The 21280-nt window shown below is 53.8% G+C and carries 19 protein-coding genes; 9 read left to right on the plus strand and 10 right to left on the minus strand.

What is annotated here, in order from left to right:
* The first annotated feature begins 40 nt into the window (after nucleotides 1–40).
* The 3 genes from AAC019_RS14650 (at nucleotide 41) to AAC019_RS14660 (ending at nucleotide 4403) form a co-directional block, all read left to right on the plus strand.
* Nucleotides 41–943, plus strand: coding sequence for an AEC family transporter (locus AAC019_RS14650; RefSeq protein WP_339899845.1), 903 nt, complete (start codon nucleotides 41–43; stop codon nucleotides 941–943).
* A gap of 117 nt (nucleotides 944–1060) precedes the next feature.
* Nucleotides 1061–1921 carry a formyltetrahydrofolate deformylase gene (purU, locus tag AAC019_RS14655; RefSeq protein ID WP_339899846.1) on the plus strand — a complete coding sequence of 287 codons (861 nt, stop codon included), beginning with the start codon at nucleotides 1061–1063 and terminating at the stop codon, nucleotides 1919–1921.
* Nucleotides 1922–2261: 340 nt separating this feature from the next.
* Nucleotides 2262–4403 (plus strand): methyl-accepting chemotaxis protein, encoded by a 2142-nt coding sequence (locus AAC019_RS14660; protein ID WP_339899847.1) that lies wholly within the window; start codon nucleotides 2262–2264, stop codon nucleotides 4401–4403.
* A 6-nt stretch (nucleotides 4404–4409) separates the two neighbouring features.
* Here AAC019_RS14660 and AAC019_RS14665 read toward each other — a convergent pair whose 3' ends face one another.
* The 6 genes from AAC019_RS14665 to AAC019_RS14690 all read right to left on the minus strand — a co-directional run bounded on the left by AAC019_RS14665 (nucleotide 4410) and on the right by AAC019_RS14690 (nucleotide 9186).
* A complete protein-coding gene (locus AAC019_RS14665) occupies nucleotides 4410–5006 on the minus strand; it encodes a response regulator transcription factor (protein ID WP_339899849.1) in 597 nt (198 codons plus the stop codon).
* Nucleotides 5003–6127 (minus strand): sensor histidine kinase, encoded by a 1125-nt coding sequence (locus AAC019_RS14670; RefSeq protein WP_339899850.1) that lies wholly within the window; start codon nucleotides 6125–6127, stop codon nucleotides 5003–5005. Before AAC019_RS14670 ends, AAC019_RS14665 begins: the two co-directional genes overlap by 4 nt.
* Before the next feature lie 8 nt (nucleotides 6128–6135).
* On the minus strand, nucleotides 6136–6294 hold the full coding sequence (locus AAC019_RS14675) for a hypothetical protein (protein ID WP_339899851.1): 159 nt from the start codon (nucleotides 6292–6294) through the stop codon (nucleotides 6136–6138).
* A 113-nt stretch (nucleotides 6295–6407) separates the two neighbouring features.
* A complete protein-coding gene (locus AAC019_RS14680; RefSeq protein WP_339899852.1) occupies nucleotides 6408–8111 on the minus strand; it encodes a sodium:solute symporter family protein in 1704 nt (567 codons plus the stop codon).
* Nucleotides 8112–8114: 3 nt separating this feature from the next.
* Nucleotides 8115–8381: a DUF4212 domain-containing protein gene (locus AAC019_RS14685; protein ID WP_339899854.1), complete on the minus strand. Its 267-nt coding sequence runs from the start codon at nucleotides 8379–8381 to the stop codon at nucleotides 8115–8117.
* A 76-nt stretch (nucleotides 8382–8457) separates the two neighbouring features.
* A complete protein-coding gene (locus tag AAC019_RS14690) occupies nucleotides 8458–9186 on the minus strand; it encodes a DUF6445 family protein (RefSeq protein WP_339899856.1) in 729 nt (242 codons plus the stop codon).
* Between the two features lie 110 nt (nucleotides 9187–9296).
* Here AAC019_RS14690 and AAC019_RS14695 point away from each other — a divergent pair, with 110 nt between their 5' ends.
* Nucleotides 9297–10637: an alkaline phosphatase gene (locus AAC019_RS14695; RefSeq protein ID WP_339899858.1), complete on the plus strand. Its 1341-nt coding sequence runs from the start codon at nucleotides 9297–9299 to the stop codon at nucleotides 10635–10637.
* Here the strand turns inward: AAC019_RS14695 and AAC019_RS14700 are convergent.
* Entirely contained in the window at nucleotides 10612–12003 is a 1392-nt protein-coding gene (locus tag AAC019_RS14700) for a YhjD/YihY/BrkB family envelope integrity protein (RefSeq protein ID WP_339899860.1), read from the minus strand. The genes AAC019_RS14695 and AAC019_RS14700 overlap by 26 nt on opposite strands.
* Before the next feature lie 178 nt (nucleotides 12004–12181).
* On the opposite strand from AAC019_RS14700, the gene AAC019_RS14705 reads away from it, so the two are divergent.
* From AAC019_RS14705 to AAC019_RS14715, 3 genes are all read left to right on the plus strand, one after another.
* Nucleotides 12182–13030: a hypothetical protein gene (locus tag AAC019_RS14705; protein WP_339899891.1), complete on the plus strand. Its 849-nt coding sequence runs from the start codon at nucleotides 12182–12184 to the stop codon at nucleotides 13028–13030.
* Nucleotides 13031–13749: 719 nt separating this feature from the next.
* Nucleotides 13750–15957 carry a tetratricopeptide repeat protein gene (locus tag AAC019_RS14710; RefSeq protein WP_339899862.1) on the plus strand — a complete coding sequence of 736 codons (2208 nt, stop codon included), beginning with the start codon at nucleotides 13750–13752 and terminating at the stop codon, nucleotides 15955–15957.
* 65 nt (nucleotides 15958–16022) lie between these two features.
* A complete protein-coding gene (locus AAC019_RS14715) occupies nucleotides 16023–16166 on the plus strand; it encodes a hypothetical protein (protein WP_339899864.1) in 144 nt (47 codons plus the stop codon).
* Between the two features lie 105 nt (nucleotides 16167–16271).
* Here the strand turns inward: AAC019_RS14715 and AAC019_RS14720 are convergent, their stop codons facing one another.
* Complete coding sequence (locus AAC019_RS14720) at nucleotides 16272–18107, minus strand: sodium:proton antiporter (protein WP_339899866.1); 1836 nt, start codon at nucleotides 18105–18107, stop codon at nucleotides 16272–16274.
* Nucleotides 18108–18220: 113 nt separating this feature from the next.
* Between AAC019_RS14720 and AAC019_RS14725 the strand changes: the two genes are divergently transcribed.
* Both AAC019_RS14725 and AAC019_RS14730 read left to right on the plus strand, forming a co-directional pair.
* A complete protein-coding gene (locus AAC019_RS14725; protein WP_339899867.1) occupies nucleotides 18221–18661 on the plus strand; it encodes an acyl-CoA thioesterase in 441 nt (146 codons plus the stop codon).
* A gap of 174 nt (nucleotides 18662–18835) precedes the next feature.
* Nucleotides 18836–19195 carry a DUF6164 family protein gene (locus AAC019_RS14730; protein WP_339899868.1) on the plus strand — a complete coding sequence of 120 codons (360 nt, stop codon included), beginning with the start codon at nucleotides 18836–18838 and terminating at the stop codon, nucleotides 19193–19195.
* Between the two features lie 45 nt (nucleotides 19196–19240).
* Here AAC019_RS14730 and AAC019_RS14735 read toward each other — a convergent pair whose 3' ends face one another.
* Entirely contained in the window at nucleotides 19241–20056 is an 816-nt protein-coding gene (locus AAC019_RS14735) for a peptidylprolyl isomerase (RefSeq protein ID WP_339899870.1), read from the minus strand.
* 284 nt (nucleotides 20057–20340) lie between these two features.
* On the minus strand, nucleotides 20341–21264 hold the full coding sequence (locus AAC019_RS14740; RefSeq protein ID WP_339899872.1) for a peptidylprolyl isomerase: 924 nt from the start codon (nucleotides 21262–21264) through the stop codon (nucleotides 20341–20343).
* Nucleotides 21265–21280 lie beyond the last annotated feature (16 nt).

The raw sequence follows: 21280 nt of genomic DNA on the forward strand, positions 1-21280 counted from the left end.
CTGCTAATGGCTTTTATTCTGTCACAATTTGGAGTCTGCATTGTTATTAACGTTGTTGCCAATTCTGGCCCCGGTATTTATCGCGACGGCGGTGGGTTTTATTTGGGCTCGCTCGGGCGCTGAGTATCCGTCTGACTTTATCGGGCGCTTGGTGATGACGGTGGGCACGCCCTGCCTTATCGTCTCGTCCATGGCCAGTACCGATGTCGAGCTGGCCAGTATCAGCCGTGTGGCCTTGGCGGCAGCTCTGGTACTGGTTTTAACCGGGGTGTTGGCCTATGGCGTGCTGCGTGTAAAAGGCTTTGATGTTGCGACTTATTTGCCGCCGATTGTGCTGCCCAACAATGGCAATATGGGGCTGCCTGTGTGTCTGTTTGCGTTTGGCGAACAGGGCTTGGCGCTGGCGCTGGGTTACTTTTTAGTCATGATGTTTCTCACCTTTACGGTGGGGCTAGCCGTGGTGGCCGGTGGCCACGGGCCGCGGGCTATGGTGCGGGCGGTGATAAGTCAGCCGGTTTTGTGGGCAATGCTATTGGCGCTGGCGTTACTGTTTAGCGACACATCGGTGCCCCTGTGGCTGGCGAACACGTTAGATTTGTTAGGTGGCTTTGCCATTCCACTTATGATGATCACCTTGGGTGTGTCGTTAGGCCGTTTAAAGGTTAAAAAGTTAAAGTACAGCGTAATTTTTAGCGTAATGCGCATTGGCGGGGGGCTTGCGATTGCCTACGCGGTGGTGACAGCGCTGGGGTTAAGCGGCGTTGAGCGCGGGGTTGTGCTGTTGCAGTCGGCCATGCCGGTGGCAGTATTTACCTATATTTTAAGCTTGCGTTACGAGCGCGATTATCAAGAGGTTGCCGCTATGGTTGTCACCTCAACGGCCATGGCTTTTATCTCCTTGCCTATTATTTTGGCGTGGGTGTTACCAGCCTCTGTCTTGTAAACCTCACTGAGCCTGGCTATTAGCGGGGCGGCTCTTGAGTCCGTCAGGGCGATAGGATAGTCTTTGCGCGGTTTGTAGCAATAAGCCGATAACCGCAGTGGAGTGAGAGCGCACCTTATGGCTGATGTAAAAGAAATCGTGCTGACCTTTAGTTGTCAGGATCAACGAGGGTTAGTGGCGCGGGTGGCCAGCTTATTTGCCGAGCGCGGTTACAATATTACCGAGTCGTCGCAATTTGAAGACACCGACCGGCGTCGCTTTTTTATGCGCACCGTGTTTGATTGCCCTGAAGGGGTCAGTCTGGACGATATTAACGGGCTCTTTACCCCGGTTGCCGAGCAGTACCAAATGGATTGGCAAATCAGTGATACCGCTTGCAAACCCAAGGTGCTGATTGCGGTGTCGCAGTGGGGTCACTGTTTAAACAGCTTACTCAACAGCTGGAAGAACGGCTCATTGCCGATTGATATTGTCGGTGTGGTTTCCAACCATGAAGTTATGCGGCCACTGACACAGTGGTACGACTTACCGTTTGTTCACTTGCCTATTACCGCCGAGACCAAACCTCAGCAAGAGGCGGCCCTGTGGCAGCTGATGCAAGATCGCCAGGCGGATTGTTTAGTGCTGGCGCGTTACATGCAAATCTTATCCGATGACTTGTGCCGCAAGCTGCAAGGCCGCGCCATCAACATTCACCACTCCTTTTTGCCCGGTTTCAAAGGCGCCAAGCCCTACCACCAAGCCTACGATCGCGGGGTTAAATTGATTGGCGCTACCGCGCACTTTGTTACCGCCGATTTAGATGAAGGCCCAATTATTGAGCAGGCCGTCGAGCGTGTTTCTCACGTTAACTCCCCCGAGGCCATGGCCGAAATTGGCCGCGATATTGAAGCTGTGGTGCTTAATCGCGCAGTGCGCTGGCACGCCGAACACCGGGTACTGTTAAACGGCAGTAAAACCGTGGTGTTTTCTCGCTAACGTTATTGGCCCCGCGGCCAACCCCCCTTTAGGCGGCGCCCGTCGGGCGCCGCGTTAATGCTATCAATTGCTATGCACTTTTGTGGTGCCTTGCCCCTTGTTGGTGCAATAAGAGGTGCCGCTGGCGCGGCTAGCCCGCATTACCGCTGCGTTGAATAATGCGACTTACTTGGCCTGATTTCTGCTATTCCCCCTGAGTTAACGTCTGATCGGTGCAAGCGCACCGGGATCAGATTTTTTGTCTGCCTCTGGTGCCCGTCACGAGTCGGACAAAGACCCTCCCATCAATTATTGCTAGCAGCCCTCAACAGAAGGGTCTTTTTAAAAAAGGAAGTTCGCCATGAGCTTAAAAAGTCAACAAATGCATTTGTCTGGATCGGAACGGCACTGGTTAGATTGGTTTGGCGCCAATGGTAAGTTGTCTCTGCGTTGGTCCTGTTGGGTTAACCGCAACCGTTACGCATTGATGGAGCAGGCCTTTGAGAGTATCGCCAATACCCGAATTCGCTTAATGCACCAGTGGGTAGAGTCCCAGTGGCGCCATCTGGAAAGCGTAGCGGCACGCTTGAGTGGTGATGATGTGCAGCAGGACACGCTGCTGCCGCGCCAGCATCAGCGAATGAAAGATTGCTCGGAGCTGTTTTTAATCGACTCCACCGGGCAGATTGTTGAGTCCACTTACAGCCCGCACAAAGGGCTGCGGGATCTGGATGCTAAAGCCGTGGCGGCAGGCCTTGCCGAGCCGTTTTTGCACGGCCCCTACATTGATAAGCTCACCGAGAAGGTGGGCCCCTCCAGCTCAAAGTTTCACGATGCGGTGACTTTGATGTTTTATCTACCGGTGGTTCTGGCGGACGGCAGCCCCGGCAGTTTGTGCGCCCGCTACCCCAATGACGTACTAAGCGATTTAATTCAGCGCGAAGCGGGCCACATCTTTACCGAGTCGGGTGACAACTACCTGTTTATGGTCGAGTCCAAATTTGACCGCTCAATCGCGGCGGGCACGGCTCTGTCACGCTCGCGCTTTGAGGACAGCACTTTCTCCCACGGTGAGAATTTAAAATCGGGCATTCACACCAATTGGGGGGCGGTAAGAGTACGCGAGCACACCGAATTTGAGATTCGCTTTACCGATCCGGCTACCGGGCAGCTGCACCCGGGCGTGCGCGAAACCATTAAAAATGGCAGCAATTTATTTGTGACTTACCCCGGCTATTCCGATTACCGGCACATCCCGGTTATTGGCAAAGGGGTGACCTTTTCGTTAAAAGGCTCGCCCGATCGTTGGGGCATGATGTGTGAAGGTGACCTGGAGGAGGTCTACCGCTTTCGCTCGGTGACTTACACCTTAATGCGCCAGTACCTGTTGACGGTGCTCTGTGCGTTTGCCGGCAATGGCTTGTTGCACAGCTTTACCGAGCTGCCGCTGTGGGGCGTTAATCTCGCTACCGCCGGGTTGCTGGCCGTGAGTGCGCTGGTGTTTCGTCAGCGCGGGCCGCGTCGTTTGGCGCGCCGGGTGGGCAAAATGACAGAGATGATTCACGCTATTGCCGAGGGCGGCGGCAACCTGCGTCAGCGCCTGGATACCCGCAAACTAGCGCCCGATGAGACCGGTGATTTGGGGCGTTGGACCAACAGCTTTATCGACAACCTCGATAACATTGTCGGTGAGGTGATTGGCGCGGCCAACGATGTTAAAAGCAACAGTGATCAGATGCTGACGCGCAACGAGCAGGCGCGCGACACCTCGCAAACGGTGTCCAGTTCGGTCGAGCAAATGCTCGCTCTGGTGGAGGATCAGATTAGCGAGATCAGCAATGCCAGCATGACGGCGAACCAAATGAAAACCACCATGGACGAGGTGGTTAAGCAGGCGCGCGCGCAATTGTCGCAAGTGCAAACCGGCACGCAATCGATCCGCGATGTGGTAGAGCGCTCGGCCGAAACCATTCATCGGCTAAATGACCAAACCTCTGATATTGCCGGCATGGTTAGCATGATTGGCGGAATTACCGAGCAGACCAACCTGTTGGCACTTAACGCTGCGATCGAGGCGGCTCGTGCCGGCGAGCACGGCCGGGGCTTTTCGGTGGTGGCCGAAGAGGTGCGCTCCTTGGCCGGTCGCACCGCGCAAGTGGCCGAAGATATCAGTGCAAAAATCCTGTCGATTCAATCGGAATCGCAAAAGGCGGCAACTTATATGGAGTCCAGCGTGGAGGAGGTCGACCGCGGCCTGCGTTTGGCTGAAGAGTCCTCTACCGATAATGCCGAGTTGCATGAGATTGTGGCGCAAATGTTTGATGCGATTCAGCACATTGAGCAAACCAGCCGTCAAAGCGGTGATCGCGTGCGCGAGGTGGCCGACTCCAGCGATGCCATGAACCAGGTGTACCGGGTGTTGCGCGGTAGCTCGGACCGCTTGCAAAACACAGCGGTTACCCTGCATCAGTTGGTGGGCTCGTTTCAGGTGTCGGTGCGTTAACGGGTGTTATAGCCAGCCTTTGTGCCGTGCAATTCGCGCGGCATCCACCCGGTTGCCGGCACCGAGTTTACTGATGGCTTCAGATAGGTAGTTGCGAATCGTGCCTTCTGATAAACATAACTGCTGGGCGATTTGCGCTGTACTTAAACCTTCGTGGGCTAGGCGCAGCGCACGGCGCTCTTTATCTGTGAGCGGGTCCCGGTCTCCCAGTGCCTGAATGGCCAAATCATTGTCGATCACCCGCTCGCCGCGGTGCACCCGATAAATCGCATCGACCAACTGATCGGACGGGGCGTCTTTTAACAGAAAGCCCCCGACATTAAGCGCCAGTGCGCGGCGAATAAAACCTGCCCGATTAAAGGTTGTGATAATAATGCTGGCCAATGGGTTGTTTTGCTCGCGCAGCCAGGCGATGAGCTCCAGCCCGGTTAAGCCTGGCATTTCTATGTCAGTCAGTAGCAAATCAAAAGACTGCTCCTGTAAAAGTGCCTGAGCTTTTAAACCGTCGCTTACCGCCGTGACGCTAAACCCCGGCTCTAGCTCTAACAGTGTTGCCAGTGCACCGCGTAGCATCGTCTGATCCTCGGCCAGTAGTATATTCATACCGTGTTCTCCGCTGTGGTTGGTTGGCCCGGAACGCTCATCTGAGCGCGAAACCCGGGCCCGGTCGAGATACACACTTGACCTCCCAGCTCACTCAGGCGCTGGCGAATACCGCGTAAACCATTGCCCTCGGTAAACTCTGTTACCTCGCCATCGTCTTCTAATGTGATCTGGTGGCCGTCGCCGTCGTGCGCAAAGCTCAGCGTGCACTGCCGGGCGTTGCTGTGGCGCAACAAGTTGGTGGTTAGCTCTTTGACTACCAGCGCCAGAGTCGCGTCGGCTTTTGGCGAAAGTCGCGGCGGCTCGCCCTGTTGCAAAAAGTGAATGTCCTGCTCGCTCATTAGTAGGGATAAATTCTCCAGCTCCCCGGCGAGACTGGTGCGGTGTACGCCGCTGATGGTTTCGCGCACCTGACGCAAACCATCGCGCGTGATCAGTTGCAACTGGCTGAGCTCAGCCGCGGCGGGCCCGGCCTGGTCTCGATCGAGTAATTTTTGCGCCAGCTCGGCTTTAAGGGCGATAGTGGACAACGTATGGCCGATAACGTCGTGTAAGTCCCGGGCGATGCGCTCGCGCTCGAGCGACTGCGCCAGCGAGCGTATCTCCTCCAGGGACTGTTGCTCCCGTCGCACGCTGTGGACTCTGAGCCGCTTCACCACACCGATCATGCCGATAGTGGGTGCGCCAATTAAAATGTACAAACTAAAAAACAAAAAGGGGTAACCCAGTGCTTCACCCAGCCAGTAGGTGCCTGCCACGATTAGCGCAATGGCCCCGATAAAATAGCCCAGCGGCAACATAACGCCGAGAAAAAAGCCGGTGTACATAAAAAAGTTAGAGGCGCCCGGCGTTACAAAAGAGCTGGCGGTGGCGATCGCAATGATGAGCGCGATGGCAAAGGGCCAGTACTTTTGTGGGGTAAAACGCAGGCTGATGTAGGTGGCAACAAAAGCTCCGTAGCCAAGCAGAGACAGCACCAACTTCCAACCCGTTAATGGCATGGCGAAAATAGGAATAAAGTAATAAGCACTAAAAATTAACCAGAGGTAGTACAGCCGATCGTTACTAAAGTAATGAGGGCTGTTGTCGGCGTTTTCCGCCGTGCAGTCGACGTTGTTCATAACTGGCCTCAGTAATGGTTAAGCAGATAGCCGGCAACCGCCAGCGTTAGCCAATTGGCGCTCAGGGTGACTTTAGCCCATTGCCCGAGCCACGGCGCTATATTGCACAGCGCATCATAGCTGCACACAAGTGTGGCCGAGAAATAATCGAGTAAGGCCATAGCCATGGGAAAGCTCCTGAGTGTTTGTGTCAGGAGCTATTGTGCCGCTCATTGGTGTGAGTAACTACTGAGCAATGTCACCCATTGCGGGTGACATTTGTCACTGTCACAGGCCTGGGTTAGGCCTGAATTTTTTGTGGGTAGCGAATCGATTCGACCAGCTCTTGTACCTCGTCCGGCGCCGGCGGTGTAAATTTCCACACGGTTACCGCGACAATCACATTAATAACCATGCCGATGGTGCCGATACCTTCGGGCGAGATACCCAGTAACCAGTACTCTTTTGTGTTGGGTAGTAACGGCTCCATAATAATCCCTTTAAACACCAGAATATAAACCGTGGTAAATAAGAGGCCGCAAATCATACCGGCAATGGCGCCTTCACGGTTCATCGATTTAAAGAAAATACCCATAATAATGGCCGGAAAGAAACTTGCCGCCGCTAAGCCAAAGGCAAATGCCACTACCTCGGCGACAAACCCCGGCGGATGAACCCCCAAATAGCCCGCCACGCAGATAGCCACGGCTGCCGCTATTCGGGCAAATAGCAGCTCTTGTTTCTCGCTGATGTTGGGCATAAGGTTTCGTTTGAGCAAGTCATGGGAGACAGATGTTGATATCACCAGCAATAAACCCGCAGCGGTGGACAATGCGGCCGCTAAACCGCCGGCGGCGATTAACGCAATTACCCACGCCGGTAGGCGGGCGATCTCGGGGGTAGCCAGCACCATAATGTCGCGGTCGATGGTCATCTCGTTGCGCTCATCGCCACTGTAAAACAGGCGGCCGTCCTGGTTTTTATCTTCCCAGGCCACCAGGCCTGTGGTTTCCCAGCTGTCGATCCAGCCCGGTGCTTCGGCGGCGGCGACGCCCTGAGCCTCGGGGCCGTTAATGGTATCGATCATATTAACGCGGGCAAACACCGCAATAGCCGGTGCCGTGGTGTACAAAATAGCGATAAAGATCAGCGCCCAGCCGGCGCTTTTGCGCGCATCACGCACTTTGGGTACGGTAAAAAAGCGCACAATCACGTGGGGTAAACCGGCGGTGCCCACCATCAGCGCCGCGGTAATACAAAACATGTCGATGGTGGACTTTTTACCTTCGGTGTAGGCGTTAAAACCCAGCGATTCACTAAGCCCGTCGAGCTTATCGAGTAAAAATACCGACGGGTCATCGGCCATGGTAGAGCCCATGCCAATTTGTGGGATAGGCGAGCCGGTCATCATTAAGCTTAAAAAGATCGCCGGCACCATAAAGGCAAAAATAAGCACGCAATACTGCGCCACCTGGGTGTAGGTGATGCCCTTCATGCCGCCAAGTACGGCGTAAAAAAACACGATACCCATACCGATAATAATGCCAAGGGTAATATCCACCTCTAAAAAGCGTGAGAACACCACGCCCACGCCGCGCATTTGCCCGGCAACATAGGTAAACGAGACAAAAATGGCACAAATGACGGCAACCGTGCGCGCGGTTTGTGAGTAGTAGCGATCGCCAATAAAGTCGGGCACCGTAAATTTACCAAACTTGCGCAAGTAGGGCGCCAGGCACAATGCCAGTAAAACGTAGCCGCCGGTCCAGCCCATAAGGTAAACACTGCCGTCGTAGCCGATAAACGAAATAAGCCCCGCCATAGAGATAAACGAGGCGGCGCTCATCCAGTCGGCGGCGGTCGCCATGCCGTTCGCTAACGGTGGTACATGGCCGCCCGCGACGTAAAACTCTTGGGTGCTGGCGGCGCGGGCCCAAATAGCAATACCGATATACAGTGCGAAGGTAATGCCGACAATAATAAATGTGAGTACTTGAACATCCATGGCTTACTCTTCCTCTACGCCGAATTTTTTATCAAGCTGATTCATCACGCGAACGTAGACAAAAATCAGAATAACAAAGGTGTAAATAGACCCCTGCTGGGCAAACCAAAAGCCCAACTTAAAACCACCGAGACGGATGTTGTTGAGCTGATCGACAAATAAAATACCCGCCCCGTACGAGACGATAAACCAAATGGACAGCAAGCTCAGTAGCCAGCGGATATTGGCACGCCAATAAGCCCGGGCGGCCTCTTTGGATGAAAAACTCATGTGAAGACTCCTGTTATTGTGTTTATTGCATGCGTTGTACGGGCGATATAGTCGCCGGGTACCTCTTACATAACCATTAATGATTGACTAAAAAACTGTTAATTGACAGACGCGCCTGGGCGGGGGTGCGAGAGAAGTCAAAGCTGGCATCGATAATACCCGAGTGCAATACCGTGCAGGGGTATATCACCAGCCGGTTGTATCGCGCCGAAACTTCGGCGATTTTTTCAAAAGCGGCGGTATCGCTGCGAATATAGTCGGCGGCGGGCAACCCCGTTTGTTGCGCATCTTGCTCCAGAGCCGCCACATAGGGATTAAAACGATCATCGGTGACAGATTCAAACCCCGTGCGGCGGTGGCGGTAAAACCCGGTGCCGCCGTAGCGTGCATCTAAGCGGTTACACAAAAAATAAATGCTGGCCAGCTCTCGCGGGTTGCGCGAGTCAAAGTGCGGAATACGTTGCAAGGGTTTTAGTGACTCGGGGGCTTGAGTAACTAAAGAGAAGCTCGACTCGACGCGGTTGATATCGCCCGGGCGGGTGCCAAACACATCGGCCAATAACGGCGGCAAGGCGCGTTCCAGGGCATCGGTATAAGCGCTGGGCGCGGCTGCGCGGTGGCCTGGAAACAGGCCTTGGTTTGGGGCGAAGTCCGCCTGACTCGCCTGCTCGACAAGCCATTCAGGACTGTTTAAAAAATCATCAACAATCAGCAGTGGGTACTGCTCAACGCCTATATAACGGCACTCGATGCGGGCTGTTGGGCTGGCTGATAATTCAGGTGTTAACTCGTGCATACTAGACATGGGCAGCTGTCATTATTTTTTTATCATTATCTGGCACTATACGTCCCATCGTGAGAGGGCGCAATTACCCCGATCTGAAACCTGTGAACAACAGCGAGTGTGGAGTCCCTATGCAACAAGCGTTGGCCGTGATGGCCTTGTGTTTAATAACCCAGGCGGGTAGTGCGGCTGCGGCTCAGGCCGAGCCTCAATCTGTGATCTATTTTATTGGCGATGGCATGGGGATGGAGTACCTCACAGCGTACCGCCACTTCGCCGATGACCCGGACACTGAGCAGATCGAGGAGACTTTATTCGATCGGTATCTGATCGGATCTGCGGCTACCCACCCACACGGTCACGAGCTGGTGACCGACTCGGCCGCAGGGGCAACGGCGCTGTCGGCGGGGGTCAAAAGCTACAATGGTGCTATTGGTGTCGACCCGGATAAAGAGCCCGTCGAGACCTTGCTGGAGCGCGCCAAACAGTACGGCTACAGCACGGCAATGGTATCTACCAGCCAAATCAACCATGCGACGCCGGCCAGTTTTGCCGCTCATGTGGATAGCCGTCAAAAGTACGATGAAATTGCCGATCAATACCTCGATAACCGAATTGCGGGTAAGCCCTGGGTCGATGTTCTCATTGGTGGCGGACAACAGTATTTTAAGCGCGATAACCGCGACTTAGTCGAGGAATTTACCGCGCTGGGTTACCAGTACGCCGATACATTTGCCGGGTTAGAGAGTATCGAGCGCGCACCGGCACTGGCGTTATTGGCTCCCAAAGGCTTGCCGTTTGCTATCGATGAGCCACCGGCTAACCGCCTGGCGGTTATGACGGCGAAAGCATTGGCGCTGTTGCCTGAGGACAAACCTTTCTTCTTGTTGGTGGAGGCCAGTGAAATTGACTGGTGCGGCCACGCCAATGATATCGCCTGTGCCATGGCCGAAATGCGCGACGCGGAACAGGCGCTACAGGTGCTGGCCCATTACGTTGCGGCCCACCAGCAAACCGTGATGGTGGCTACGGCTGATCACAGTACGGGCGGTTTGAGCATGGGCGCCGACGGTGTGTACGAGTGGCGCGCCTCCGTTGTACGCGGGGTTAAAGCATCGGCAAATGAGCTGGTGCGCAAGCTGCAAGAGGCTGGCAGCGCGTGGCCGGCAAAGTGGCTTGAATTGACGGCCATTGAGCTTGCGCCCGAGCAACAAACGGCAATTGGGCCGCTGGTTCACGCCCTGCACGGGGCCGAGACTACTGCGGATAAAAACAACGCCAAAACCCAACTGCGAGCGGCGTTACTGGCGGTGATTGATAAGGCCAGTTACACCGGGTGGACCACCAGTGGCCACACTGGCGGTGATGTTCCTGTGCTTGCCGCCGGCGTAGATGCCGAGCAGTTCGCTGGGTATCAAGACAACACCGCCATTGCCAAAAAGCTGTTTACCCGTTTGCATCCGGTGAAATAAGCGGGTGCTCGGCGGTGGCTCGCACCCAGTCGGCCACCGTCTGCTCACCCAGCTCGGCGTAAAGCGCCGCTTCGATGCGCGTTTCGAGTGTGTTGATGGGGGCGTTGCTCAGTAGCGATGAGGGCATATCACTTTCATGGCGGCGCAGCACCTGATACACCTCGCGCAGGGTGATTTGATCGAGCGAGCGGGCGGGCATTAAACGGTTGGCGTCGGCCCCCGAGATCATCAGCAGGTCGTGTTTGAGCATTTTGTGAATCATGCGCTGAATCTCTTCCGGCCCCACCGATAGGTTTGATTCCATTTTGGCAATCGAGGTGCCGCCCTCGTTGCTATCAAAGTTGCTGGCCACTCTGTGCATGATGGCCAGCCCGGTGAGCTCATCAATACGGGCCGACGGCCGGTTGATACGCGAGCGGGTGATTTGCTGCGCATGCTGCGAGTAAAACGCAACCGCGGCCCCGACCAATAAAATCAGCCAGGCTAAATACAGCCAAATCAGCAGTAAAATACCCACGGCAAAGCCCGAGTAAATGGCGGTGTAGTTGCTGGATGATGAGACAAACAGGGTAAAGCCAAAAATGGTGGTTTGCCAGATAACACCGGCCACCACACCCCCTAAGAAGGCGTGTGGCAGCTTGACCCGGGTGTTGGGAATAAAGGTATACAGGAAGGTGAATAGCCCGATAATAATCAAGTAGGGCATGGCGCTGGATAAAAAGCCATACAGCCAGCCTAGCGGGGCAAACTCAATCAGGTGTTGCATGGCCTCGCTGTTAATGAGCGCCGCTGTGGCACCCATGGCCGAAAATAGCAGCAGAGGGCCAATCATGATGACGCTTAGATAACTGCTAAAGCGCTGCGCCAGCGAGCGGCTCTCGCTCACCCGCCAAATCTCGTTAAACGAGCGCTCGATCTTTTGAATCAGAGAAATAACCGTATAAATTAATACCCCAAGCCCCACCGAGCCCAGTACGCCGACTTTAATGTTGTCCACAAAGTTTAAAATATTCTCGACCACTACAGGCCCGCGGTCACCCAGTGGCGCCGCCAGCATGTGATCGAGAATCGGCTCCAGTTGATTGTGCACCCCAAAGCCTTTGAGCACAGAAAAGCTCAGGGCCAAAAACGGCACCAGCGAGAGCAAGGTGGTGTAGACCAGACTCATGGCGTGCAAGGTAATATCGCCGCGCACCAAATCGCGCACGACGGCGACGATAACCCGTGATAAATGCCAAAACTTTTGATGCAGTTTGGAGCGGTGAGCGGTCTCTACCTGCCACAGCCAACGATCCAGCGTGCGCAGGCCATTTTCAATTTTTTTGGCGATTGGTACAGGGTGAATCTTATGGTCGCTTTCGCTCATTGCGGGTGCTCTTGCTGATGGGGCTGGGCCCCAGCCGAATTAGGGTAGCTATTAGCGTAGCCAGCATAGCGAATGCCGGGTAGGGCTGGCAAATAATGTCAGGTTGTATAAGAAATTAGTTGCGCGAAACCTAAAAACACCGGATTATCCGCCTTTTTTAGGTGGTCGTTTTGTGAGCATGATCTCGTTTAATGTGTTTCGGACGCTAGGGTTAGAGGGCGTCACCGTGTTAAAGCCAGAGTCGTATTTGCAGCACCAGCAGGCCCTGCAAGAGGCGCCGTGGGTATTGTTTCCGGAATACTGGCAGGTGAACGCGTTGGTGTTTGGTTTGGGGTGCCGCATTTTCCCCAGTTTATCCAGCTATTTAATTGGCCACGATAAAATCGAAATGACCCGCGCGTTTCAGGCTGTGGCCCCGCGCCATACGCCCTGGACTTTGATTGCGGCCAATACAGACACAGAGGCCGAGCGCCTGTGGGACACCATGATCTTGCCCTTTGTGGTGAAGTTGCCCAAGGCATCCATGGGCGAGGGCGTCTGGTTGGTGAATGATCGGGCGGATTTTGAGCGCTACCGCAGGTTAACCGATATTCTGTATGTGCAAGAGTACCTGCCCATCGTGCGGGATATTCGCGTGATTGTGGTGGGCGGCAAGTTGGTGGCCGCCTATTGGCGCTTGCAGGCCGAGCAAGGCTTTTACAACAACGTGGCGCGCGGCGGGATTGTCGATCACTCCCCGGTACCCTATCAGGCGGTAGAGCTTGCGCTGAGTGTTGCGCGAACGCTGGGGGTAGATCACGCCGGTTTTGATGTGGCCATGGTGGGCGATCACCCGTACTTATTGGAGTTTAACCGCTTGTTTGGCAATCAGGGCTTGCCCGGTGGCACCGGGCCATTACAGCAGGCGATTGCCGCGTATTTAACGGGTGGGGTAGAGCCGGAAGGGCCAGATTACCACACCACTGATAATGACACCTTTAGCGCGCCGCGCAGGGGTAAAGCACGGCGGATGAAAAAAGCCGTTTAGGCACATAAAAAAGGCCGCTTACGGAGTGTAAGCGGCCTTTTTAGTACTACGGCATTAGATGTTAGTTACGTGGTACCAGGGCATCCAACGAATTCAGCTTGTCCATCGCTTCTTTTTGCTCGAAGGTTTTGTAGCTGATGTTGCTCATGTTCAAGCTAGAGCCTTTCTGGGCGGGGGTACTCGGAAATATTTTTTAAGGCCTCCATAGCCTTTTGTTACAAAGAAACAAACAGCGACATGGTGCTTTTTGCATACCATTTGAGGTACGTCTCTGACCCGGGGGCGCCTTTTGGGTACGGATAGGCACGCAAGTTGATGGTCAGGGGCCCGACTGGAGCTTCGCGTATTGTCGTGTTGATACCGCCCTTCAGGATGGCGAAATGGATTTTCCAATTCTGTCAGTGTACGGTGGTTAAATGGTTTTACCAAATTGGACGGTCATGCAACACCAAACCGTTTGGCACCTGTGAACATGGATTGCCTGTAGCTTGGTTGATTGCTGTAAAATATTGAAAGTGGCATGACCGAGATGTAAATAGTATTAATATTCGCCGGTGTAGAGCGGATAATTACAGTGGAGTGAGGTGTTCGTGGCAGGAGACGACCGGGGATTGTGGTACAGAATAAGAACAACGCTGGAACGTCAAGAGCAGCCGCTTAGCGTGTTCGGAACGGGATCGCTATTGCTATTGCTATTGCTATTGTTAGGTCTATTGTGTGTGCCAGCTTTAGCCGGCGAATCCTCTTGTGTTAACTGCCATGAGCAAGCGGTTAAAGATTGGCAAAAATCCCACCATTACCACGCCATGGGCGAGGCAACAGCGGCAACGGTGCAAGGTAACTTTGACGGCCAAAGTATCGGTTATCAGGGCCAGCAGGCGCGTTTTTATCGTGCCAATAACCAGCTATTCATCGAGATGCCCAACCTTGAGGGCAAGCTTACCCAATACGCCGTAGAGTATTTTTTTGGTTATGAGCCGCTACAGCAATACATGTTTGAGATAGCGCCGGGTAAGCTGCAGTTTTTTCCGTTTGCGTGGGATGCACGGGCGCAAAGTGAGGGCGGCCAGCGTTGGTTTGTGCTCCACCCCGAGCAACAACCTCACGACGAGTTTCACTGGTCGCAAATGGGGCAAAACTGGAACCAGATGTGTGCCGACTGCCACTCGACCAACTTTGTTAAAGGCTTTGACTTACCGAGCAAGACCTATCAGTCGAGTTACGATGCGATTAATGTCAGTTGCGCGGCCTGCCACGGTAGCGCCGGGCAGCATTTAAAATGGGCAAAAGGCGATAAAGGCATCGTGGCTAAAGGTTACCCCCATTACATAGGCGCTAAAACACCGCTGTTTCGCGAAGACGACAAAGGCATCATGCAAAGCATTGCCGCGATAAAACCGAGCAAACAAATTGAGGTGTGTGCCAGCTGTCACTCGCGCCGCTCGCAAACCGGCGACCGCGGCGCTCCCCACGAGTTTTTTAAGCACTACAACCCGTCGCTGCTAACGCCCGAGCTGTATCATGTGGACGGCCAGATCTTCGAAGAAGACTACGTCTGGGGCTCGTTTTTACAAAGCAAAATGCACGCCGCCGGCGTAACCTGTAGCAATTGTCACAACCCGCACTCGGGCGAGTTAAAATTACCTAAAAATCAAACCTGTACTCAGTGCCACAGCAGCGAGACGTTTGACACCAAGGCGCATCACGGGCACAAGCAAGACACTACTGGCAGTTATTGCGTGGATTGTCACATGCCCGCGACGTTGTATATGCAGGTGGATGCCCGGCGCGATCATAGCTTTAACGTACCTCGGCCGGATTTAACCCGGCAAACCGGTGCACCTAATGCCTGCACCGGTTGCCACCAAGATCAGTCACCCGAGTGGGCCGAACAACACATTAAAACCTGGCACCCCGACAGCAACCGGCTGGGGGCAGAGCACTTTGCCCGCGCGTTTTATGCCGCCGACACCCAAGAGCCCAACGCCGACGCCAAGCTAACCCGTATTGCCCAGAATGTTAGCTACCCCGATATAGTGCGTGCCTCTGCCATAGCGCGGCTTGCGCAAACCCCTGGGCAAAACGCAGTGGTCGCTATTGTGCGCGCGGTGCGCGATGAAGACCCGATAAAACGCCAGGCGGCCATCACCGCCTCAGCGGCGTACCCTGTCACCAACCGCTGGCGGATGTTAAACAGTTTGCTGGATGATGCGCATCAACCTATTCGCATAGAGGCCGCGCGTACCCTAACCGGCATGCTTACCCAACCGCCCGAATCGGCCTTGAGCGAGGCGGATGAAAAACGTTTAAAAGCGGTGTTAGATGAATACCGCGAGGTGCAAACCTATCAGGCGGATCGGGGCTTTTCTCACACCAACTTGGGCAATTTAGCGCAAGAGCTGGGGATGATCAAAAACGCCGAGAACCACTACCGCACGGCAATTGATATAGAGCCGGTGTTTATTCCCGCTTATATTAATTTGGCTGATATTTATCGCGTGCGCGGTGACGAGGCGCGGGTGCAGAGCATATTGAAACAGGCACTGGCGATAGACGCTGAGGCATCACCAGTGCACTATGCCTTTGCCATGAGCTTGGTGCGACAGGGCAAAAAAGATCAGGCAATAGGCTACTTGCACGATGCCGCCAGGTATGAAGCCAGCAATGCCAATTTTATTTATACCTATGCACTGCTCTTGCAAGATCGGCAACGCTATCAGCAAGCCTTGCTGCAGTTTCGCCGCGCCTATGAGCTAACACCCAACAACCCGGATATTAGCTATAGTATGTCTCAGTTGCACCTTGGCGCTAAGCAGTATGACGAAGCACTGTTTTACGCCGAAAAACTTGCCGAGTTAGTACCGGGCAACACGCAAATAACGCAAATGATTGAGCACATTAAAAACCTGCAAGCAAATAATCTTTAACACCCCGGCACTGGGGTAAGTGATGGACTGCTCAGAAAATTAAGCCCTAAAGCACTGATGGCGAAGTGAAAGTGATAGAGTTAGTGCGCGCCGAAGGGCAAGCCGCTCAGGGCGTTAAAAAAGCATGCTCCGGTCGAGCTTGCCAGCCCGACGATATTTTTGCCGCCCAGCGCGTCAATATATTCTTTGGCTCCCGCCTGGTCAAATAGGTTTAAGCATAGGTAACATCGGCAACCCTTCGTGGTAATGTCAGGTTAATAATGGTGCAAACAGTATAGTCGATGTAACGCGCCCTAAAAGCCTATAGCACTTTCTTATGACGGAATATCGGGCGACTCCTGAGTGTTTTCCCGAATTTTAGGTTTCGGTTCGCGTATCAAGCTTAGCAGTACCCAGCCTTTGCCAGGCTCAAGGGTTTCACCGGCGATAAAAGGTTTAAGCTTGCCTTTATCGGTGATGGCAAACAGCAGCTGCGAGCCACCCTGACGGCGAAAGTCTTCCATCGTGAATTCATCGGTCAGGCGGGTGGCCCGAATCTCGGCGCCACTGCCAATTAAGCTGGCAAGCTTAGCGTAGGTAAGATCTTCGCTAAACAGCGGGGCGCCTTTTAACGTAGAGGCCACTTGGTGTTTTTCGGCTTTGTTACTGTCGGCGTTGGTACGAATAGAGAAGATGTGGGTATCGCCAAATTCACTGCGAAAATGCATACCGGCAATCACATTCAACTCGCGCAGTGGCGATAGTGCAATCAGGTTGCCAATACCGGTTAACTCTAACCGTTGAGTAGCAAACTCTGACACCGGATTGCCATAAAACGTTTTAAGCCCCGCCATGCGGGCCAGGCGAATATTATCCCAGTTGGAGTCGCACACCAGTACCGGTAAATCCTGCTGTTGCAGCGCCTCACCAATGCGGCGCGCCACTTGGTTGGCACCCTGAATCAGCACCCCCCGTGGGTCGGGCTCGACAATGCCCATCAGCTTGGCCAAAGGCCGCGAGGTGGCGCTTTGAAACACTACCGTGCCCAAAATAACCGCAAAGGTGAGGGGCACCAGCAAGTCAGCACCGGCCACACCGCTCTCGTCCAGGCGCAGAGCAAACAGTGCCGATACCGCCGCGGCCACGATACCGCGCGGGGCAATCCAGCCCAGCAGTACCCGCTCGCGGATTTTGATCTCGGAGCCGAGGGTGGCCAGAGCCACAGAAATAGGCCGGGCGACAAACTGAATCACCAGTAATAACAACAGGTACGATAGCGTAAAAATCCCGATAAGCTGCGCCATGGGTAAACGCGCCGCCAGGATAATAAACAACCCAGAGATAAATAATATGGTGAGGTTTTCTTTAAAGTTGAGGATGTTGTGAATATGCACACCGCGCATATTGCCCAGCCACATCCCCATCACGGTTACCCCTAAAAGGCCCGACTCGTGCGCCAGGTGATTGCAAAAGGTAAACACCATAAACAGAATGCTGAGTGTAGCCAGGTTTTGTAGGTACTCCGGCAAGCGGCGGCGCACTAAAATTTTGCCCAGCGCAAAACCGGCGGCGGCGCCCACGGCGAGGCCCACCACAATAATTTCTAAAAACAAAAGCAGGCTCTGGCTAAACGCGGCACCTGCGCTTTGGGTCACAATAAACTCGTATACCACTACCACCAGCAAGGCGCCGATGGGGTCGATGATAATGCCCTCCCAGCGCAGAATATTGGCCACCTTTTCGGAGGGGCGCACAGTGCGCAGCAGGGGGGTAACAACGGTGGGGCCGGTGACAACCATTAAGGCGCCAAATAATATCGACAGCTGCCAGCTTAAATCAAACAGCAAGTGTGCCGTGATAGCCACAATAAGCCAGGTCACCGGGGCGGCCACCGTAATCATGCGCCTAACGACCTTGCTGGTACTGCCTAACTCCTGAAAGTTAAGCGTTAAGCTACCCTCAAACAGAATCACCGCTACCGCAAGCGATACCAGCGGAAACAGCAGCTCGCCAAAAATCTCGTCGGGGTTTATCCAGCCGAGGCCCGGCCCCAAAATTAACCCGGCAATCAGCAAAAACAAAATGGCGGGCAGGCGGGCTTTCCAGGCGCCCCACTGGCAGGCGAGCGCGGCAATTCCGATAATGGCAATTGCCATGGCTGAGTCGTGCATAAAACATCCTTGGAGTGTGCGGTGATAGAGGCTCTCTTGGCTACTCATCATAGCCGATAGCGTCTAAAATGGCGAAAGGCACCACGCCAGGCAAAGCCAAAAAGGAGCTATTTGTGATTGATCGCGAGGATTTTTTACGCAGTTTTCCGGTAACGGTTGAAATCGATGTGCAGTGGGGCGAAATGGACGCCTTTGGCCATGTTAATAACACGGTGTATTTACGCTATTTCGAGTCGGCCCGCATCGCCTATATGCGCCGCATGAGCCACAAAGGCGTGTTTGATACCGGCCAGATTATACCCGTGCTGGCCGAGACGGCCTGCCGCTACCGCCGGCCGCTGCGCTACCCGGACCACTTGATTGTGGGTTGTACCATTACCGAGGTGCACGAACACGGCTTCTCGCAAGAGTATGAAATTTATAGCGAGGAATTAGGTGAGGTAGCCGCGACTGGCGTGGGGCGCATTGTCTTGCTGGACAAACGCTCCCAGCAAAAATCGCTCGTGGCGCCCGAGTTACACTCAGAAATTAAATCGTTAGAGTCGTTAAGCTAGTAGGCTGTTGAAAAATGTTTTCGAGGCAGTCAATGCAAGGCGGAATTGGGCGAAAAAGCGGAGTTTATGGGTTATAAATGAGCACTTTGAGCCCGATTTCAACGCCGCAGTGGCCACGCAGATAGTTTTTTCAACTGCCTTGCTAGGCGCTAACGTCAAACTAAAAGGTGCACTTTGCCAAAGTTATTAATGCGTACCACCGGCGCCAGCGCCGAAGAAGTCGACGGGCTTATGGAGCTGTTACAAAAGCAGGGAATCGTGTGCTACACCACCGATGCCGGGCGCTGGCGCCTAGGGGTAGACGGTTTGTGGTTGACCCACGATGAGGATGCAGCCAAAGCGCGGCAGCTGGCCGGCGAGTTTCAGTACGAGTTTAGCAAAGAGTCTCGCGCCGACTTTGAGCGCCGCTTGGCCGAGGGCACAGCGCCTACCTTTGCCAGCCAATTGCGCCAAAGGCCTCTGGTGGTTATAGGCGCGTTGCTGGCCGTTGCGGCCATCGCTATGTTGTCGTTGCTGCCCTTATTGCTCGGCTGACTCAATATAATTAAGCCCGCCGAGCACCACAGGGTGTTCGCAAAATTAACGCTGGCGGCCAACGCGGCGCGCGAGGCCCGCACCCAGCAGGCCCAACAGCATCAGCCAGCTGACACTACCGCCGCCACCGCCGCTGTCGCCACCATTGCCACCACCGTTGCCCGGCTCGCTGTCATCGCGGGTGGTGGGCATGGGGTCTAAATCGGCCGCTGTATCCACGGCGGCGTCGAGGACGACGATGTTGTGTACCATTACCAAGTGATCTTCGGTTATGACGATTTGGTCGTCTATTGCATCATCGCTAAGATTGCGAAGAGGGAGTTCAGCAAAAGCGCCGTCTGACGCGCGGAAGTCCTCAACTCTTAGCGCGGCAATGGCGTCGATGATTGCCATTCCGTTACCGGTAACCTCACCGAATACGGTATAGCCACTATTAGTTAAATCTAAGTTACTGCTATTGTTTTTTAGGTTGAAATACCACTGGTTAGTTGCACTATTCGGCTTGTTGGGTAGCTTTGCCATGGCAATGGTGCCACGTTGATTCGAGAGCAGCGGTTCGTTTATGACTGGTTCGTTAGTTGCGATAGAGTTAAATTTCGCGTTTTCTATATCATAATGAAATCCACCTCCCTGAACGATAAACCCCGGCACAGAGCGGTGCATAAAGCTGTCGCTATAGGCTCCCGCTTCCACATATTCTAAAAAGTTGGCTACTGTCTCGGGGGTGGTCTCATCGTAGAGATTGACTTCAAAATCGCCCATCACGGTTTGAAACTGGACGATCGTTGCTTGACTGGCGGCGCTTGCGCCTATTAATGCGGCCAGAGTGAGGCCGGCGGCGGCCCTAGGTAGGTAAGCCATGAGAAGTCTCCACGGTAAAAATGCTATTAGTAATCGCTATATAGCGACCATGCTTTTATAAGGTGCTAAACCTTACCAGAGCCTCGGCGGGAAAAGTGTTAGAAAATGTAGTGGCTTGTTAGGGGGCGTGATTATTCACACCCTAGCCGAGAGTTGAGCGACTTCTCAGTATTGAACGATTTTTGCACAGGTGTGTGTTAATCGCTACTGCAGTATGTGCGACCGACGTCTGTGAATGTTCCCGCGCCCTCGGGTGGTGCTTTAAGACGCGGTGGGGGCGCCGCTTATAACGGTTTATTGCTGCCTGCTCTGTGGGCGATGCCTGCGCTCAATAATGCCAGAAGCATTAGCCAGCTGGCGCTACCTCCACCTCCACCACTGTTAGAAGTCGCGGGTACTGCGCTATTAGAACTAACAGAAGCGACAGCGCTACTGGAACTGACAGAAGTATCAGAGCTACTAATGCTGCTTGAGCTTGTAGAGTTGTTGAAGTTAACAGAACTACTGGTGTTCATGTCGCTGCTGCTACTTGAGCTGCTTGAAGTAGAACTTACGCTAGAAGTGGTGGTGGCGCCCAGCACCATAATGTTTTTAATCAGCATTAGGTTGTCCTCTGTTAAAGGAGTCTTATTGCTTAGGTCACTGGAGGTAACGTTACGCAGAGGCAGCTCTCTGAAGGCACTGTTGGTTGATCGGTAGTCGCCGATTTTTAGTGCCGCAATGTCATCGATAATACTCATGCCCTCGCCGGTTACCTTGCCAAAGACCGTAAAGCCACCGTCTACAGAATCTAAGAAGTCGTTGCTATCTTCCAGGTTAATAAACCACTGGCTGGTAGCGCTGTTCGGTTGGCCGGGAAGTTTGGCCATGGCGATGGTGCCGCGAGTGTTGGAGAAAAACGGCTCATTTTTAATGGAGTCGTTTTGGGTAATTTTTTCGATTTGGCTGTTTTCTATATCAAAGGTAAAGCCGCCGCCCTGAAGGATAAAATCGTTATCCAAACGGTGAAAAATAGAGTCTGTGTAGGCACCGGCCTCAATATACTCTAAAAAGTTTGCTGTGGTGATCGGTGTCTCTTCATCATACAGCTCGACTTCAAAATCCCCCAGTACAGTTTGAAACTGCACTGTAGTAGCGTGACTGTATGCGCCAAACCCTAAAAGTGCCGCCAAGGTAAAATATTCGGCCATTTTTGATGCATAACCCATTGTGTAACTCCGTTTA

The organism is uncultured Gilvimarinus sp. (assembly GCF_963975215.1).
Lineage (GTDB): Bacteria > Pseudomonadota > Gammaproteobacteria > Pseudomonadales > Cellvibrionaceae > Gilvimarinus.

Coding starts and splice junctions, on each gene's coding strand:
- purU (WP_339899846.1), top strand. CDS start 1,061: ATGGCTGATGTAAAAGAAATCGTGCTGACCTTTAGTTGTCAGGATCAA.
- AAC019_RS14660 (WP_339899847.1), top strand. CDS start 2,262: ATGAGCTTAAAAAGTCAACAAATGCATTTGTCTGGATCGGAACGGCAC.
- AAC019_RS14665 (WP_339899849.1), bottom strand. CDS start 5,006: ATGAATATACTACTGGCCGAGGATCAGACGATGCTACGCGGTGCACTG.
- AAC019_RS14670 (WP_339899850.1), bottom strand. CDS start 6,127: ATGAACAACGTCGACTGCACGGCGGAAAACGCCGACAACAGCCCTCAT.
- AAC019_RS14675 (WP_339899851.1), bottom strand. CDS start 6,294: ATGGCTATGGCCTTACTCGATTATTTCTCGGCCACACTTGTGTGCAGC.
- AAC019_RS14680 (WP_339899852.1), bottom strand. CDS start 8,111: ATGGATGTTCAAGTACTCACATTTATTATTGTCGGCATTACCTTCGCA.
- AAC019_RS14685 (WP_339899854.1), bottom strand. CDS start 8,381: ATGAGTTTTTCATCCAAAGAGGCCGCCCGGGCTTATTGGCGTGCCAAT.
- AAC019_RS14690 (WP_339899856.1), bottom strand. CDS start 9,186: ATGTCTAGTATGCACGAGTTAACACCTGAATTATCAGCCAGCCCAACA.
- AAC019_RS14695 (WP_339899858.1), top strand. CDS start 9,297: ATGCAACAAGCGTTGGCCGTGATGGCCTTGTGTTTAATAACCCAGGCG.
- AAC019_RS14700 (WP_339899860.1), bottom strand. CDS start 12,003: ATGAGCGAAAGCGACCATAAGATTCACCCTGTACCAATCGCCAAAAAA.
- AAC019_RS14705 (WP_339899891.1), top strand. CDS start 12,182: ATGATCTCGTTTAATGTGTTTCGGACGCTAGGGTTAGAGGGCGTCACC.
- AAC019_RS14720 (WP_339899866.1), bottom strand. CDS start 18,107: ATGCACGACTCAGCCATGGCAATTGCCATTATCGGAATTGCCGCGCTC.
- AAC019_RS14735 (WP_339899870.1), bottom strand. CDS start 20,056: ATGGCTTACCTACCTAGGGCCGCCGCCGGCCTCACTCTGGCCGCATTA.
- AAC019_RS14740 (WP_339899872.1), bottom strand. CDS start 21,264: ATGGGTTATGCATCAAAAATGGCCGAATATTTTACCTTGGCGGCACTT.